Origin of the sequence: Bradyrhizobium genosp. L, assembly GCF_015624485.1 — a bacterium.
Classification (GTDB): Bacteria; Pseudomonadota; Alphaproteobacteria; order Rhizobiales; family Xanthobacteraceae; genus Bradyrhizobium.
This window is the reverse complement of sequence record NZ_CP061378.1, coordinates 328,370-344,512: the sequence shown is the minus strand read 5'-3', so window position 1 is coordinate 344,512 and position 16,143 is coordinate 328,370. Positions and strand designations below refer to the sequence as shown.

The 16,143-nt window shown below is 65.0% G+C and carries 13 protein-coding genes; 8 read left to right on the top strand and 5 right to left on the bottom strand.

The genetic code is table 11. The annotated features are described in order from the left end of the window. Window positions 1-143 precede the first annotated feature (143 nt). Entirely contained in the window at window positions 144-698 is a 555-nt protein-coding gene (locus tag IC762_RS01630; protein ID WP_195786924.1) for a fasciclin domain-containing protein, read from the bottom strand. A gap of 319 nt (window positions 699-1,017) precedes the next feature. On the opposite strand from IC762_RS01630, the gene IC762_RS01625 reads away from it, so the two are divergent. After that, on the top strand, window positions 1,018-2,418 hold the full coding sequence (locus IC762_RS01625) for an MFS transporter (RefSeq protein WP_195786923.1): 1,401 nt from the start codon (window positions 1,018-1,020) through the stop codon (window positions 2,416-2,418). A gap of 139 nt (window positions 2,419-2,557) precedes the next feature. On the opposite strand, the gene IC762_RS01620 is transcribed toward IC762_RS01625, so the two are convergent. Continuing rightward, on the bottom strand, window positions 2,558-3,319 hold the full coding sequence (locus IC762_RS01620) for an SDR family oxidoreductase (protein ID WP_195786922.1): 762 nt from the start codon (window positions 3,317-3,319) through the stop codon (window positions 2,558-2,560). Between the two features lie 87 nt (window positions 3,320-3,406). Between IC762_RS01620 and IC762_RS01615 the strand changes: the two genes are divergently transcribed. The 5 genes from IC762_RS01615 to IC762_RS01595 all read left to right on the top strand — a co-directional run bounded on the left by IC762_RS01615 (window position 3,407) and on the right by IC762_RS01595 (window position 8,989). Beyond that, complete coding sequence (locus IC762_RS01615; protein WP_195786921.1) at window positions 3,407-4,936, top strand: malonate--CoA ligase; 1,530 nt, start codon at window positions 3,407-3,409, stop codon at window positions 4,934-4,936. A gap of 619 nt (window positions 4,937-5,555) precedes the next feature. Then, window positions 5,556-5,954, top strand: coding sequence for a succinate dehydrogenase, cytochrome b556 subunit (sdhC, locus tag IC762_RS01610; RefSeq protein ID WP_195786920.1), 399 nt, complete (start codon window positions 5,556-5,558; stop codon window positions 5,952-5,954). 14 nt (window positions 5,955-5,968) lie between these two features. Next, a complete protein-coding gene (gene sdhD, locus IC762_RS01605; protein ID WP_195789956.1) occupies window positions 5,969-6,343 on the top strand; it encodes a succinate dehydrogenase, hydrophobic membrane anchor protein in 375 nt (124 codons plus the stop codon). 3 nt (window positions 6,344-6,346) lie between these two features. Next, on the top strand, window positions 6,347-8,185 hold the full coding sequence (gene sdhA, locus IC762_RS01600; protein ID WP_195786919.1) for a succinate dehydrogenase flavoprotein subunit: 1,839 nt from the start codon (window positions 6,347-6,349) through the stop codon (window positions 8,183-8,185). An 18-nt stretch (window positions 8,186-8,203) separates the two neighbouring features. Continuing rightward, window positions 8,204-8,989 carry a succinate dehydrogenase iron-sulfur subunit gene (locus tag IC762_RS01595; RefSeq protein ID WP_195786918.1) on the top strand — a complete coding sequence of 262 codons (786 nt, stop codon included), beginning with the start codon at window positions 8,204-8,206 and terminating at the stop codon, window positions 8,987-8,989. A gap of 19 nt (window positions 8,990-9,008) precedes the next feature. On the opposite strand, the gene feoB is transcribed toward IC762_RS01595, so the two are convergent. Further along, window positions 9,009-10,886: a ferrous iron transporter B gene (feoB, locus tag IC762_RS01590; protein WP_195786917.1), complete on the bottom strand. Its 1,878-nt coding sequence runs from the start codon at window positions 10,884-10,886 to the stop codon at window positions 9,009-9,011. Between the two features lie 13 nt (window positions 10,887-10,899). Next, the gene (locus IC762_RS01585; protein WP_195786916.1) at window positions 10,900-11,175 is read right to left on the bottom strand and encodes a FeoA family protein; all 276 of its coding nucleotides are present in this window, start codon (window positions 11,173-11,175) and stop codon (window positions 10,900-10,902) included. Window positions 11,176-11,455: 280 nt separating this feature from the next. Between IC762_RS01585 and IC762_RS01580 the strand changes: the two genes are divergently transcribed. Both IC762_RS01580 and IC762_RS01575 read left to right on the top strand, forming a co-directional pair. Further along, window positions 11,456-13,600, top strand: a complete 2,145-nt coding sequence (locus IC762_RS01580) for a hybrid sensor histidine kinase/response regulator (RefSeq protein ID WP_195786915.1) — start codon at window positions 11,456-11,458, stop codon at window positions 13,598-13,600. A 274-nt stretch (window positions 13,601-13,874) separates the two neighbouring features. After that, window positions 13,875-14,702, top strand: coding sequence for an FkbM family methyltransferase (locus tag IC762_RS01575; RefSeq protein WP_195786914.1), 828 nt, complete (start codon window positions 13,875-13,877; stop codon window positions 14,700-14,702). Window positions 14,703-14,840: 138 nt separating this feature from the next. Here IC762_RS01575 and IC762_RS01570 read toward each other — a convergent pair whose 3' ends face one another. Beyond that, window positions 14,841-16,133 carry an IS4 family transposase gene (locus tag IC762_RS01570; RefSeq protein ID WP_210338395.1) on the bottom strand — a complete coding sequence of 431 codons (1,293 nt, stop codon included), beginning with the start codon at window positions 16,131-16,133 and terminating at the stop codon, window positions 14,841-14,843. Between the last annotated feature and the right edge of the window lie 10 nt (window positions 16,134-16,143).

The following is a 16,143-nucleotide window of genomic DNA, read 5'->3' as shown; positions in this document are numbered from 1 at the left end:
CGCCGGGAACCAGCGTTTCGTTACCGGATTGCGGCTATCAGTTTAGGCTAGTCCACCTGTTGCGGTCACAAAAATGCGAGCCGGGCGGCTTCCCCGGCTCGCGGTTTGGTATGTCCCGTCGGACTAAACGGGGATGGGCGGTGTTACGTCGCCGGCATCAGGACGGTGTCGACCACGTGGATGACGCCGTTCGACTGGTTGACGTTGGGGATCGTCACCATCGAGGTGCCGCCCTTGGCATCGACGATCCAGACCTTGCCGTCCTGCTTCTTCACGGTGAGTTCCTCGCCCTCGGCCGTCTTCAGCTTCTTGCCGTCGGTGAGGTCGGATGCCTCGAGCTTGCCGGGCACCACATGGTAGGTGAGGATCTTGGTCAGCGTCGCCTTGTTCTCGGGCTTGACCAGATTGTCGACGGTTCCGGCCGGCAGCTTGCCGAAGGCGGCGTTGGTCGGCGCGAACACCGTGAACGGGCCTTTGCCTTCCAGCGTCTTGACGAGGTCGGCCGCCTTCACGGCAGCGACCAGCGTGGTGTGGTCCTTCGAGTGGACGGCATTCTCGATGATGTTCTTGGACGGGAACATCGCGGCGCCGCCGACCATCACGGTCTTTTCTTCGGCGCGAGCGGGCGCGATGACGGTGGCGGTGATCGCGAGCGCGCTGAAGGCTGCGGCGGCGAGATAGGCAATACGCTTCGACATGGTTTGGTCTCCCGAATGAGCGAGCAGGCCGGCAATCCTGGCCGGCGATGAAAGGCAACAACGGCGCTTGTGGTTGGTCAGTGCGTCGTCGTTGGCCTGAGCTACGGGAGGTTTTTCGGCCGGTTTCCGGAAATAACTCTTTGTGATTCCTGAAACCAGTTGTGACGCGCCGCGTATGCGCGACGATCTCAGCGACGTCCGAGCGCCATTCCATCGAGCGGAATGGACGGTGCGCTGCCGCGAGCAATTTGCTTGCCGGCCTGCCGCGATTGCTTCAGCCTGAGTTTCGGGCGCGCTTCGCCGCGATGGGGGGACGATCATGAGCAGCGTTACGGCGGATCGACACGCCGCACCCGCGGTGAGTGATGCAGGCACCGACGTCGGCCCGCTCGAGCAAAAGCATCTGCAATTCGCCAACTACCGCGCCGTCGCCGGCAGCACCGAGGTGACGAAAACGCATTGGCACATCGCCGTCGCCAACGCGCTCGGCTGGGGCTTCGACGGCATGGACGGCGTGATCTTCGCGCTGATCTCTCCGATGGTGATCAAGGAGTTCGCGCTGACCCTGCCGGAATATCGCTCCGGCCTGCAGATCGCGCTGTTCGTCGGCATCGCCGGCCTCTATTTCTGGCCGTGGCTGGCGGATCGCTTCGGCCGGCGTTCGCTGCTTGCGGTCAACATCGCGCTGTTCTCGTTCCTGATGCCGGTCACGTCGCTATCGCCCACCTTCACCGTGTTCGTGATCGCACGCTCGCTGTTGTTCTTCGCGCTCAACGGCGAATGGTCGCTCGGCTCGATGCTGGTGGCCGAAACCTGGCCGGCGCGCTTACGCGGACGGGTGATCAGCATCACCCGCTCGGCCTGGTGCCTCGGCGCCACGCTCGCCGGCGCGATCACCGGATTGGTCGCCGCCAAATACGGCTGGCGTATCGCCGTGATGGTGCCCGGCGTGATCGCACTGCTCGCGATCTACATCCGCTCCACCTGCCCGGAATCGCCCTATTGGGTGCGCGCACAGGACCGCAAGCGGCGCATCGCCGAGACGCTGGCGCGCGGCGGCACGGTCAGCGACGAGGACAGCGCCTGGTTCGGCAAGGCCAAGTCGGTCGGCATCCGCCAGGTGTTCATGCCCGACGTGCTGCCGGCAACATTGGTCGCGCTGTTCGTGGCCTGCGCCTCGACCTGCATCTACGGCACGGTCGGCGCCTGGATGCCGCTGTATCTGTCGACCGAGAAGCACTGGTCGACCGCCGAATACAGCTTGTTCTACGTGTTCTACGGCCTGTGCGGCTTCGTCGGACTCTGCCTGGTCGGCTGGCTGATCGACAGGATCGGCCGCCGTCTGACCTTCATCGTGACCTTGATCGAGGGCGCGATCTTCATGACGCTGTGGGTCTACTCCGAGGATCGCGTCCTGCTCTGGACCTTCGGCTTGCTCTGGTGCCTCGGCTTCCTGGGCTTCTGGGGCCCGAGCACGACGTTGACCGCCGAAGTGTTCCCGACCCGCATCCGCGGCGCCGCCAATGGCGTGGTCTGGGCGATCGCCTATTTCGTCGGCTTCGTGCTGTTCCCGTTCGTCTCCATCGCACTCCAGCAGCACACCGGCTCGTTCGCGCTGGCGTTCCTCTGCATCCCCGTGCTGATGATCGCGATGGCGATCGGCGTATTCCTGTTCGTGCCGGAGCATACCGGCAAGGAGCTCAACGAGATCATCGAGTGATGCGAGATCCGTAGGGTAGGCAAAGGCGCGTTTGCGCCGTGCCCACCATTCGCGGCGCGCTCGTGATGGTGGGCACGCTTCGCTTTGCCCACCCTACACGTCCGGCTATTGCCGGAACGACCAGTTGAGAGTGCCGGAGCTAATCCCTGTTCGCCGGTGTCTGGATGAAGCCGCGATTGTGCGTCGGGCTGATCAGGATCTCGTTCATGCAGACCCGCGCCGGCATGCTGGCGACGAAGGCGATGGTGCGGCCGCAATCTTCCGGCTGCAGCATCTTGGCCTGCTCGGCCTCGCTCGGCACCACCGGCCGCTGCTTCAGGATCGGGGTCGCGACCTCGCCGGGCGACAGGCAGCAGGCGCGCAACCCATTGACGCATTCGTCCATGTTGAAGGAGTGGGTCAGCGCCAGCACCGCGTGCTTGGTCGTGGTGTAGGCCGGGCCCGGCATCTTGGAGACGTGGCGGCCGGCCCAGGAGGCGACGTTGATGATGCAACCGTCCTTTTGTTGCCGCATCGCCGGCAGCACCGCGCGCATGCAGTAGAGCACGCCGTTGAGGTTGATCTCGACGAGCTTGTCCCAGCCTTCCAGCTCCATGTCGGCCCAGCTCCGCTTCGGCACGTTGATGCCGGCGCTGTTGACCAAGAGATCGATGCGGCCGTGCCTGGCGACGATGGCCTCGGCAACCTTGTTGACGTCGGCCTTCTTGCTGACGTCGAGCGCCATCGCCTCCGCCTGGCCGCCCTTTTTCGTGATGTTGCCGACCACGCGGTCGAGTTCTTCCTTGCGGCGGCCGGAGACCACCACCGTCCAGCCGTCCGCGGCCAGGAACTCGGCCCCGGATTCGCCGATTCCGGTGCCGCCGCCGGTCACCCAAGCCACGCGTTTCCCATTGTTTGTCATGCAAACTGTCTCCGTTGCTTTCCGAAGGGCGTTTTTGCTAATCCAGCCGAAATTGTCCGGCTCTTTCGCCCCTCGGGGAATGTTTGCATGAACACGACCGCCAACGCCAACCTGTTTTCCCGCCTGTTCGACGGCCTCGACGACCCCAACCGGCTCGCGATCGAGCAAATCGACGGCAGCCGCATCTCCTACGGAGATTTGATCGCGCGCGCCGGGCAGATGGCGAATGTGCTGGTTAACAGCGGCGTCAAGCCGGGCGACCGCGTCGCGGCGCAGACCGAGAAATCGGTCTCCGGCCTCGTGCTCTACCTCGCCACCGTCCGCGCCGGCGCGATCTATCTACCGCTCAACACCGCCTATACGCTGAACGAGCTCGAATACTTCATATCGGACGCCGAGCCGTCGCTGGTGGTTTGCGATCCCTCGAAGCGCGACGGCATCGCGGCGATCGCAGCCAAGGTCGGCGCGAAGGTCGAGACGCTCGATCCGAACGGCCGTGGTTCGTTGACGGAGGCCGCCGACAGGGCGCCGAAGGAATTCGCCACCGTTCCGCGCGGCAACGACGACCTGGCCGCGATCCTCTACACATCGGGCACCACCGGCCGTTCCAAGGGCGCGATGCTGTCGCACGACAATCTGGCGTCGAACTCGTATTCGCTGGTCGACTACTGGCGCTTCACCGACAAGGACGTCCTGATCCACGCGCTGCCGATCTATCACACCCACGGCCTGTTCGTGGCGAGCAACGTGACCCTGTTCGCGCGCGCCTCAATGATCTTCCTGCCGAGGTTCGATCCGGACCTGATCATCAAGCTGATGGCGCGCGCCACCGTGATGATGGGCGTGCCGACCTTCTATACCCGCCTGTTGCAGAATCCCGGCCTGAACAAGGACGCGACCAAGCACATGCGGCTGTTCATCTCGGGCTCCGCGCCGCTGCTCGCCGACACCCACCGCGAATGGTCGGCGCGTACCGGCCATGCCGTGCTCGAACGTTACGGCATGACCGAAACCAACATGAACACCTCCAACCCCTATGACGGCGCGCGCGTGCCCGGCGCGGTCGGCTTCGCGCTGCCCGGCGTGTCCGTGCGCGTCACCGATCCCGAAACCGGCACGCAGCTCGCGCCGGAGACCATCGGCATGATCGAGGTGAAGGGCCCGAACGTGTTCAGGGGCTATTGGCGGATGCCGGAGAAGACGCGGTCCGAATTCCGCGACGACGGCTTCTTCATCACCGGCGACCTCGGCAAGATCGACGACAAGGGCTATGTCCACATCGTCGGCCGCGGCAAGGACCTGGTGATCTCGGGCGGCTTCAACGTCTATCCGAAGGAGATCGAGAGCGAGATCGACGCCATGCCGGGCGTGGTCGAATCCGCCGTGATCGGCGTGCCCCACGCCGATTTCGGCGAAGGCGTCACCGCGGTCCTCGTCTGCTCCAAGGGCGCCGATGTCAGCGAGGCGTCGGTGCTGAAGGCGCTCGACGGGCGGCTCGCCAAATTCAAGATGCCGAAGCGCGTGTTCGTGGTTGACGAATTGCCGCGCAATGCGATGGGCAAGGTGCAGAAGAACATTTTGCGGGATACGTACAAGGATATTTATTCGAAGGCTTAGACAAACCCAGTTCGCGAAAGGCGATTGCAATGGATCGGGCGCAGGCGGCTGAACTCAAAGACCGGCTGCTAGACGTCACGTCACAGTAGCTTCAACTGCGCGCCGCAATTCCGCATATCCGGTCAGCTTCGAATGAATGGCCTCGGCCGCTATTTGCACGGACGGGCATGCCGGACGCATCGCGCGTGCGTTGCCCAAGCAAGCGGAAGTTTCTGGTGCCATTCAGCTGGTTGCAGCGCCGCCGATCGGTCGGTCACCTGCGATGGTGCGCTGCAACGGGTGATGACGCCGACTCCACTCGCATCGCATAAGGCCAAGGCATTGGCCGATTATCTCTTTGAATGGACGAAGAGCGGCCGGCTTGGCGGAGGTGCCATCGGCTACAACCCGCCGCACGAAACTTAGTTAGGAATAATTGTTCATTTCTTGGTTCATTTCTCGCCTTCTCTGGTATACCAGACTGCGGATCAACCAGAATTCGGCTGCGCTAACAATGAACTTCGGTTCGGACGAAGGCTATTTGGGCGTTGCGCGGCGTGGTGCGACTCCGTAAATAGAAATTCATCTACCGCGTTCCCCGATGGGCCGGCCGCGGTCCCACCAAACATGAAGCCCGCCGATGACCGCCAGGATCGAACGACCGCTTTCCCCCCATTTGCAGACCTACCGGTGGACCTTGACGATGGCGCTGTCCATCGTCCATCGCGCCACCGGCATTGCGCTGTATTTCGGCACGCTGCTGCTGGCCTGGTGGCTGATCGCCGCCGCCTCCGGCCCCTCCGCCTACGCCAACGTCCAGGCCTTCACCGGCAGCCTGATCGGGAAGCTGATCGTGTTCGGCTACACCTGGGCGCTGATGCACCACCTGTTCAGCGGCATCCGCCATCTGGTCTGGGACCTCGGTTACGGCTTCAAGGCCAATGAGCGCGAGGCGCTCAGCTGGGGCGCGCTGGCCGCCGGCATCGCCGCGACCGTGCTGGTCTGGATCATTGCCTACGCTGTCGGAGGTGGACGATGAGCGGCCCGTCCTCGATGCGCACGCCGCTGGCGCGCGTCCGCAATCTCGGCGCCTCGCATTCCGGCACCACCGATTTCTGGCGCCAGCGGATGACCGCGGTCGCCATGGCGCTGCTGATCATCCCCGTCATCGTCGTGGTGATCATGATGATCGGGCGCAATCACGCCGGCGCGGCGCAGATCCTCGGCTCGCTGCCGATCGCCATCATCCTCCTGCTCTTCATCATTGCCAGCACCTGGCACATGAAGATCGGCATGCAGGTCGTGATCGAAGACTATGTGCACAGCGAGAAGCTGAAGATCGCGAGCGTGATGGCCAACAACTTCTTCTGCGTCGCGGTCGCGCTGGCCTCGATCTACGCAATCCTCAAATTGTCATCGGGAGTCTGACCCATGGCGGAAACGAACGGCAAGACCACCAACGGCAGTGGTCCGGCCACCAACGGCAAGGCCTATCCGATCACCGACCACACGTTCGACGTCGTCGTGGTCGGCGCCGGCGGCGCCGGCTTGCGCGCCGTGGTCGGCTGCTCGGAAGCGGGCCTGCGCACCGCCTGCATCACCAAGGTGTTCCCGACCCGCTCGCACACCGTGGCGGCGCAGGGCGGTATCTCGGCCTCGCTCGGCAACATGCACCAGGACGACTGGCGCTGGCACATGTACGACACCGTGAAGGGGTCGGACTGGCTCGGCGACCAGGACGCGATCGAATACATGGTGCGCAATGCGCCGGACGCGGTCTACGAGCTCGAGCATTGGGGCGTGCCGTTCTCGCGCACCGAGGACGGCAAGATCTACCAGCGTCCGTTCGGCGGCATGACCATGGACTACGGCAAGGGCCAGGCGCAGCGCACCTGCGCCGCCGCCGACCGCACCGGCCACGCCATGCTGCATACGATGTACGGCCAGTCGCTGCGCCACTCGGCCGAGTTCTTCATCGAATTCTTCGCCATCGACCTGATCATGGACGACCAGGGCGCCTGCCGCGGCGTCATCGCGCTCAAACTCGACGACGGCACGCTGCACAGATTCCGCGCCCAGACCACGATCCTCGCCACCGGCGGCTATGGCCGCGCCTACGCCTCCTGCACCTCGGCGCATACCTGCACCGGCGACGGCGGCGGCATGGTGCTGCGCGCCGGCCTGCCATTGCAGGACATGGAGTTCGTCCAGTTCCACCCGACCGGCATCTACGGCTCGGGCTGCCTCGTCACCGAGGGTGCCCGCGGCGAGGGCGGATATCTCGTCAATGCCGAAGGCGAGCGCTTCATGGAGCGCTATGCGCCCTCCGCCAAGGACCTCGCCTCGCGCGACGTCGTCTCGCGCGCGATGACGATCGAGATCCGCGAGGGCCGCGGCGTCGGCAAGAAGAAGGACCACATCTTCCTGCACCTCGACCATCTCGATCCGAAGGTGCTGCACGAGCGGCTGCCCGGCATCTCGGAATCGGCCAAGATCTTCGCCAATGTCGACGTCACCCGCGAGCCGATCCCGATCGTGCCGACCGTGCACTACAACATGGGCGGCATCGCCACCAACTATCACGCCGAAGTCGTGACCAAGCGCAACGGCGACGACAATTCGGTGGTGCCGGGCCTGATGGCGATCGGCGAGGCGGCCTGCGTGTCGGTGCATGGCGCCAACCGCCTCGGCTCCAACTCGCTGATCGATCTCGTCGTGTTCGGCCGCGCGGCGGCCTTGCGCCTCGCCGACAAGCTGACCGCCAACGCCAAGCAGCCGGAACTGCCGCAGGATTCGGCCGACCGCGCGCTCGGCCGGCTCGACCATTTCCGCCACGCCTCCGGCGGCACCCCGACCGCGAAGCTGCGCGACAGCATGCAGCACGTGATGCAGAACAATTGCGCCGTGTTCCGCACCGGCGAGGTGCTGAGCGAAGGCCAGAACCTGATCCACAAGGTGTTTGGCGGCGTCGGCGACATTTCGGTGTCCGACCGTTCGCTGGTGTGGAATTCGGACCTGGTCGAGACGCTGGAGTTCGACAATCTGATCGTGCAGGCGCTGGTGACGATGGACTCCGCCGCCAACCGCACCGAAAGCCGCGGCGCGCATGCGCGGGAGGATTTCTCCGCACGCGACGACAAGAACTGGATGAAGCACACCCTGGCGTGGCTCGATCCGGCCGGCAAGACCACGATCGACTACCGTCCGGTGCACGACTACACGATGACCAACGACGTGCAGTACATCCCGCCGAAGGCGCGGGTCTACTGAGAACGAAGGCTGACAAGCATGGTTGAATTCGCACTTCCGAAGAATTCGAGGATCTCCGGCGGCAAGACCTGGCCGAAGCCGGCCGGCGCCACCGAGACGCGCGAATTCCGGGTCTATCGCTGGAACCCGGACGACGGCAAGAATCCGAGCGTCGACACCTATTATATCGACACCCATGATTGCGGGCCGATGGTGCTGGACGGCCTGATCTGGATCAAGAACCACATCGACCCGACGCTGACCTTCCGCCGCTCCTGCCGCGAAGGCGTCTGCGGCTCCTGCGCGATGAACATCGACGGCCAGAACACGCTGGCCTGCACCAAGTCGATGCATGACGTCGCCGCGGGCGGCGCGGTGAAGATCAACCCGCTGCCGCACCAGCCCGTCGTCAAGGACCTGGTCCCCGACCTGACCAATTTCTACGCCCAGTATGCCTCGATCGAGCCGTGGCTGAAGACCACCACGCCGACGCCGCAGAAGGAGTGGAAGCAGAGCCACGAGGACCGCGAGAAGCTCGACGGTCTCTACGAGTGCATTCTGTGCGCCTGCTGCTCGACCTCCTGCCCGAGCTACTGGTGGAACAGCGAGCGCTTCCTCGGCCCCGCCGCGCTGTTGCAGGCGACGCGCTGGGTCACGGACTCCCGCGACGAGGCGACCGGCGAGCGGCTCGACAATCTCGAGGATCCGTTCCGGCTCTATCGCTGCCACACCATCATGAACTGCGCCAAGGCCTGCCCGAAGGGCCTCAATCCGTCGGAAGCGATCGCCGAGCTCAAGCTCAAGCTGGTCGAGCGGCGTATCTGACCCGACGCGCGGGCATCTCTCAGGAGATGCCCAGCGCCTGCGCCAGATTGAAGGTCAGGAAGCTCGCGACGTAGGCCAGCGCGAGCATGTAGACGAACGTCACCACCATCCACTTCGCGCTGCCGGTCTCGCGGCGGATCACCGCCAGGGTCGAGGCGCATTGCGGCGCGAAGATGTACCAGACCAAAAGCGACAGCGCGGTCGCCAAGGTCCATTTCTGCGCCAGCACCTGGCCGACCGCTTCGGCGGCCTCCTTGCCGCCCTCGATCGAATAGACCGTGCCGAGTGCTGCGACCGCGACCTCGCGCGCCGCCATGCCCGGGATCAGCGCCACCGCGATCTGCCAGTTGAAGCCGATCGGCCGCAGCAAAGGCTCGATTGCATGGCCGATCATCGCCGCGAATGAGTAGTTGATCGCCGGCCCCTCGGCGCCGGCCGGCGGGGTCGGGAACGAAGCCAAAAACCAGATCAGCACCATCATCGACAGGATGGTGGTGCCGGCGCGGTACAGGAACGCCTTGGCGCGGTTGAACACCCCGATCGCGATGCTGCGCAGCCGCGGCACCTTGTAATCGGGCAATTCCAGCATGAAGGGCGCCGGCGCATGGTCGCGCCACAGGAAGAATTTTGCGACCGCGGACACCGTCAGTGCGCTGGTGATCCCGGCCGCATAGAGGCCGAACATCACGAGCCCCTGCAGATTGACAAAGCCCAAGAGCGTGGTCGACGGCACGAAGGCGGAGATGATCAGCGTGTAGACCGGGATTCGCGCCGAGCAGGTCATCAGCGGCGCGATCAGGATCGTGGTCAGGCGGTCGCGGCGGTTGTCGATCACCCGCGTCGACATGATGCCGGGGATCGCGCAGGCAAAGCTCGACAGCAGCGGGATGAAGGCCCGGCCATGCAGTCCCGCGCCGCCCATGATGCGGTCCATCAGGAACGCGGCGCGCGCCATGTAGCCGAAATCCTCCAGCAGCAGAATGAACAGGAAGATGATGATGATCTGCGGCAGGAACACGATGACGCTGCCGACGCCCGAGATCACGCCGTTCTGCAGGAAGCTTTGCAGCAGGCCCCAGCCGTCGGGCAGCACGTCGTGGACCAGTTGCCCGAGCGCGGAGAAGCCGTCCGACAATAGCTCCATCGCCGGCTGCGCCCAGGTGAACACCGCCTGGAACATCACGAACAGGATCACTGCCAGGATGATCAGGCCCCAGACCGGATGCAGCACCACCGAATCGATCCGGTTGGTCAGCGTATCCGGCTTCTCCGGCAGCTTGACGGCCGCGGCGATGATGCGATCCGCCTCGCGCTGCGCGGCCTTGAGATCCGCGATCGTCGGCGCCGCCCATTGAGCCGCTGTCTGCGCCTCATGCGCCTGCGTCAGGAATTCATCGGTTCGCTTCAGGAGCTCATCGACACCGCCCTTGCGGACCGCGACCGCGGTCACGATCGGCAGGCCGAGCTCCTGCGACAGGCGGTCGAGATCGATCGTGACGCCGCGGCGCCTGGCGATATCGATCATGTTGAGCACGAGCATCATCGGCCGGCCGATGCGCTTCAATTCCAGCACCAGGCGCAGCGTCAGCCGCAGATTGGTGGCATCGGCCACGCACAGCACGAGATCGGGCACCGCCTCGCCCTTGAAACGACCGAGCACGATGTCGCGGGTGATCTCCTCGTCCGGGCTGCGGCCGCGCAGCGAATAGGTGCCGGGCAGATCGAGCGCGGTCACGCTGCGGCCGTCCGGCGTGACGAAGCTGCCGGATTTGCGCTCGACCGTGACGCCGGGATAGTTGGCGACTTTCTGGGTGCTGCCGGTCAGCCGGTTGAACAACGACGTCTTGCCGGTGTTCGGTGCACCGACCAGCGCCAGGCGCAGGGATGCAGTGGTCATTCGACGATCACAGTCATTCTACGATCACAGCCATGGCTTCGCTCCGGCGCAGCGCGATCGTGATGGTATCGACGCGCACCGCGATCGGATCCCGCTTGATGGTGCCCTCATGCAGGATTTCCACGCGCGCGCCCTCGACAAATCCCATCTCGACCAAGCGCTGCTCCAGCTCCTGCGGCGACAGCGACGAACCGGTCACCAGCGCATCGAGCCGGATGATCCTGCCGACAAAACCGCGATCCGCTTGCCCGAGCCGGATATCGTGGGAGTCTTTGGGATCGCCTGTCATGCGCCTGTCTTTCAGCACGTCGTCATAGGGTCAAGCATTTGCCAGGGGGAGGTTTTAGAACCGCTAAAAACAGCGCGTGCAGGCGGCATCTGGCGGGATTTTCGACTTGACGGCCGGCGGCGACTGACGAAGCCGTGACGCCGCCGCCGACATTCCCTGGCCCGCACGACCGCGAAGGGACCGGCCCGCCGGCCGGCTGGTTCCTTGTGGCTTCCGAACATCAATTGGCTACCTCCCGCGCAACGGTTTGCGTTAAGGTCGTGGCGGAGCCGGAGCGCCCGTGCAGACCGCACAACGTAATTCGCTAAGACTGCTGCGATGGATGATGGCCGCCTCGCTGGCCCTCCCGGTGGCGTTGTTCGTGTTTGCGTCCGCGATGTCCTGGGTCTCGACCAACGAGGCCGCCGACCGCGAGATCGAGCGCTCGCTCGACGTTGCCCACGAGCATGCGCTGAAAGTGTTCGAGACCATCGACCGCAGCCTGTCCGAGGTCACCGAGGTGATCCGCGGCATGTCGGATGCCGACATCACAGCGCACGAGCAGGGTCTGCACCAGCGGCTGCACCAGCTCGCCGAGGCGCTGCCGCAGCTGAAATCGGTCTGGGTGTTCGATGCCAATGGCCGCGCGCTGGTCAACAGCCTGGTGGTGCCGACCCCGGACGTCAATTTCTCCGACCGCGATTATTTCCGGATCCACGTCGATCGGGACATCGGCACCTCCATCGGCGAGGTGCTGATGCCGCGATCGCCTTATGTCGGATCGCGCTTCTTCAGCGTCGGCCGGCGCCGCAGCAGGGAGGACGGCAGCTTTGCCGGCGTGATCCAGGCCTCCGTGCTTCCGGCCTATTTCGAGAACTTCTACACCCGGATCGGCCATGAGCAGGGCAGCTTCTTCGCGCTGATCCGGACCGACGGCGCGGTGCTGGCCCAGTTCCCACCGGTCGACCATGATGTCCGCTTCGAGCCGAGCGGGCCGCTCGGGCAACAGCTGGTCGCCCATCCCGACGCCGGCACCATGACGATCAAGGCCCCGGGCGACGGCATCGAGCGGCGCCTGCGCTACCAGCGGCTCGCCGAGTATCCGGTCTATATTAGTGCCGGGCTGGAAACTTCGGCGATCCGGTCGCGCTGGATCACGACCATGGCGCAGCATTTGATCTTCGGGATCCCGGCGACCGCGCTGCTGTTCGGCCTGCTCGCGCTGGCGCTCCGGCGAACCCAGCGTCTGCAGGAGGAGGCCGACCGCCGCATCGAGGCCGAGGAGGCGCTGCGCCACGGCCAGCGGCTCGAAGCCCTTGGGCAGCTCACCGGCGGCGTCGCGCACGACTTCAACAATCTGCTCACCGTGATCCGCGCCTCGGTCGACATGCTGCGGCGGCCGGACCTGCCGGAGCCGCGGCGGCTGCGCTATATCGATGCGATCTCCGACACCGTGGGCCGCGCCGCCAAGCTGACCGGCCAGCTGCTCGCCTTCGCGCGCCGGCAGAGCCTGAAGCCCGAAGTGTTCGACGCCTGCCAGAACGTACGGACGCTGAGCGAGATGCTCACCACCCTGATCGGCTCGCGCATCGAGATCGTGGCCGAGGTGCCGGATAAGCCCAGTCTCGTCAACGCCGACGCCGGCCAGTTCGAGACCGCGATCATCAACATGGCGGTGAACGCACGCGACGCCATGGATGGCGTCGGCCGGCTCACCATCGCGGTCCGCCGGCTCGACAGCCTGCCACAGGCCTCCGCGCACCCGGCAAGCTCGCACGGCTATGTCGCCGTCTCCGTGACCGACACCGGGGTCGGCATTCCGCAGGACATGCTCGGCCGCATCTTCGAGCCGTTCTTCACCACCAAGGAGGTCGGCCAGGGTACCGGGCTCGGCCTGTCGCAGGTGTTCGGCTTCACCAAACAATCCGGCGGCGAAGTGAATGTGGTGAGCGAGGTCGGCAAGGGCGCGACTTTCACGCTCTATCTGCCGCGCGTGATCGCCGAGCATGGCACGCAGGCGCTGCGCGCGGAGGATGCGCCGTCGGTCGACCAGAGCGGCGCATCGGTCCTGGTGGTCGAGGACAATGAAGAGGTCGGGAAATTCGCGGCCGACACGCTGACCCAGCTCGGCTGCAGCTGCGTGCTGGTCGAGAACGCCACCCACGCGCTGGAGGAGCTCGCGGTCGATCCCACCAGATTCGATCTGGTGTTCACCGATGTCGTGATGCCCGGCATGAGCGGCATCGAGCTCGCGCAGGAGATCCGCCGCCAGGGCCTCGATCTGCCGATCGTGCTCGCCTCCGGCTACAGCCAGGTGCTGGCGCAACAGGGCAGCCACGGTTTCGAGCTGTTGCAAAAACCCTACTCCGCCGACCAGCTCGCCCGCATCCTGCACAAGGCCGCGCGCTCGCGACGGCTGCGGCGCGACCAGGCTGCGGCGGGGTGAGGGCTTTAGTGTGCGTGAGCCGCGCACACGACTGTCGTCCCGGCGAAAACCGGGACCCATACTCCGCGGCGGGTGTTGTGAATGGGATTCGTCGTTCCAGCGTCGCGCAGCAATGATCTTCCGTGGTTATGGGTCCCGGCTTTCGCCGGGACGACACCGAATATGTTGTTCCGCTTGGGAAACGTACGCGCGAGCTGCTTTCGGCGTCCAAGCCGGCCGTTGGCGCTGCAGCCAAAACCGGCTAAGCATGCGCCGCTTTTGACGAGGGCCACACTTGATCTCCAGCAATGACAGTTCGCCCGCGCCGTTCGGCGCGTTGGCGCCGAATGCGGCGCAGGCTGCGATCATCCGGCTTGCGCATGCGACCGGCCTGAAGCGCGGCGCGTTCCGGCCCTGGCTGTCGCGGCTGGTCAACCGGTTCGGCGCGGGGCCGCTCGACGTGCAATATCAGGGCGCCGCGTTCCGCTTCCACCATCAGGCGAGCGCGACCGAGCGCGGCGCGCTGTTCAACCCCGATTACAATCTCGAGGAACTGCAATTCCTGCGCCGGCATGTCGGAGCCGGCGGCACCTTCGTCGATCTCGGCGCCAATGTCGGCACCTATGCGCTGGCGCTGGCGCGCGATGTCGGCCCCTCCGGCAAGGTGATCGCGATTGAGCCGCATCCGGTCACGCATGCGCGGCTCGCGTTCAATACGGCTGCTTCCAACTATCCGCAGGTGCGGCTCGTGGCAGCGGCCGCGGGTCCGAGCGACGGCGAATTGATGATCGAGACCGACGGCGACAATCTCGGCGCCAGCCACGTCGTCACCGGCACGCCGACGGGCAACGCGTACAAGGTGCCCTCGCTGCGGCTGCAGCGTATTCTGGAGGAAGCCGGCGCGAGCAAGGTCGACGCGCTGAAGATCGACGTCGAGGGCTTCGAGGACCGCGTGCTGATCGGCTTCTTCCGCGAAGCGCCCGAGGCGCTGTGGCCGGGCGCGGTGGTGATCGAACATCTGTCGAAGGATGAATGGACCGACGACTGCATGGCCGACATGGAGGCCCGTGGTTACGTCGAGCAGGGCCGGACGCGAAGCAATACGCTGCTCGTGCGCAGCTGAGAGGCGGTGGCAGTTTCCCCTTCCCCCTGAAAGCGGGAAGGTCGGGATGGGGGTCAGCCACACGCACGGTTGCTCGTTGAGAGAGCTGATCCTCACCCGCTTTGCTCTGGCGAGCAAAGCGACCTCCCCTTTTCAAGGCTAGGGGATTCCCGGATTTTGTGACTGTGTAGCAAGGGCATAGCCGTCGAGTGTTGCGGCAAGGCGGTTCCAGCCGTCGCGCATGGTCTTTGGTCCTGGAGGCTTGTAGTAGCAATTCCATCCGCCGAGACGGGCCGCGATCCATGAGACGAAGGCAAGCGAGCCGATAGGATGCGGGTTTTTCTGCCGTAGCGTTTTGCCCTCGAGCTTTTTTGACAGGTGCTCGAGCGCGACGGCGAAGCTTTCGTCAATGACATCGGTTGCCGGGCGGAGGCTGCCGTCTCTGGCATCGACAAGCTGGATCGTCCGAATCGCGCCAGCGAGCGCGATGGCGGTCAGATTAAACATCCGCTCGGCGTCGACGACTTGGCTGTCGTCGAGGGCCAAGCCGTCGCTCTTGAGGGCGCGGAAGACTTGTTCGATGCGCCAGCGCAAGCGATAGAGGCGGACGACGTGTTCAGCCTCGGTCGCACAAGTGACGGTGCGGGTCGTGAGTAGGCGCCACAACAACGGCGTCTTGCCTGACGGCGCATCGACCTCTCGTGCTTCCACCAAGGTGAGTTCGACGCTGCCGGCCGCCTCGGATTGCCCCAGACTTTGTGAGCGGGCGATGTGCACCGAGCCCGCGCGGAGTTCGACGGTCGCGACGCGCCCTTTGTCACCAGGCCCGCGCGGCGCCACGCGGACCTCGCTTCTGCTCAGCACTTCAGCACTGGCAAGCGCCCCAAAGAGCGTTCCCCCACCGAGCAAAGATCGATCCTGACCGGCGCGCACGATCAGATCGAGCCGCTCCGGTTTGCGGGCAAACAGCAGGTAAATGTCGCTTTCGCGATCGGCCACCATTGTCACCTCGGCGGCATCGGACAGCACGCTTGCCGTGGCCTGACAGCCCAACAGCCAACGCGCCGATTCCTTATCCTCGATCGCGCGATTGCGGCGCGACGTGACGCGATCCGCAGACCGCGTCCAGATCGCCGCATCGACAAGACCGACCACGGCTTCGCTTTCGATATCGACGGCAATCACTGGATGGATGAAGAAGCCAGGGGTTTGGCCATCGCCGGCAGGTCCGAAGCCCCGCCGCTTCTTGTCACGACCGCCAAAATTGATCTCGGTCGTGTCCTGGACAGCCAGAATGCGGCGACCGGCGCATTGAACCGCAGTCCGCCCGGCCAACGTTTCCACAATCCGATCGACCGAAACATGGGGCGAAGACAGAAACCGATGCACGGCCTTCTCGCCCGCGCGCGTCTCCCCCAATTTGCGTAGCACCAGCGTCCCCGCCGTCGCCACCCGCTCGATC

Coding starts and splice junctions, on each gene's coding strand:
- IC762_RS01625 (WP_195786923.1), top strand. CDS start 1,018: ATGAGCAGCGTTACGGCGGATCGACACGCCGCACCCGCGGTGAGTGAT.
- feoB (WP_195786917.1), bottom strand. CDS start 10,886: ATGACCACTGCATCCCTGCGCCTGGCGCTGGTCGGTGCACCGAACACC.
- sdhC (WP_195786920.1), top strand. CDS start 5,556: ATGACCGCCAGGATCGAACGACCGCTTTCCCCCCATTTGCAGACCTAC.
- IC762_RS01585 (WP_195786916.1), bottom strand. CDS start 11,175: ATGACAGGCGATCCCAAAGACTCCCACGATATCCGGCTCGGGCAAGCG.
- IC762_RS01595 (WP_195786918.1), top strand. CDS start 8,204: ATGGTTGAATTCGCACTTCCGAAGAATTCGAGGATCTCCGGCGGCAAG.
- sdhA (WP_195786919.1), top strand. CDS start 6,347: ATGGCGGAAACGAACGGCAAGACCACCAACGGCAGTGGTCCGGCCACC.
- IC762_RS01630 (WP_195786924.1), bottom strand. CDS start 698: ATGTCGAAGCGTATTGCCTATCTCGCCGCCGCAGCCTTCAGCGCGCTC.
- IC762_RS01615 (WP_195786921.1), top strand. CDS start 3,407: ATGAACACGACCGCCAACGCCAACCTGTTTTCCCGCCTGTTCGACGGC.
- sdhD (WP_195789956.1), top strand. CDS start 5,969: ATGCGCACGCCGCTGGCGCGCGTCCGCAATCTCGGCGCCTCGCATTCC.
- IC762_RS01620 (WP_195786922.1), bottom strand. CDS start 3,319: ATGACAAACAATGGGAAACGCGTGGCTTGGGTGACCGGCGGCGGCACC.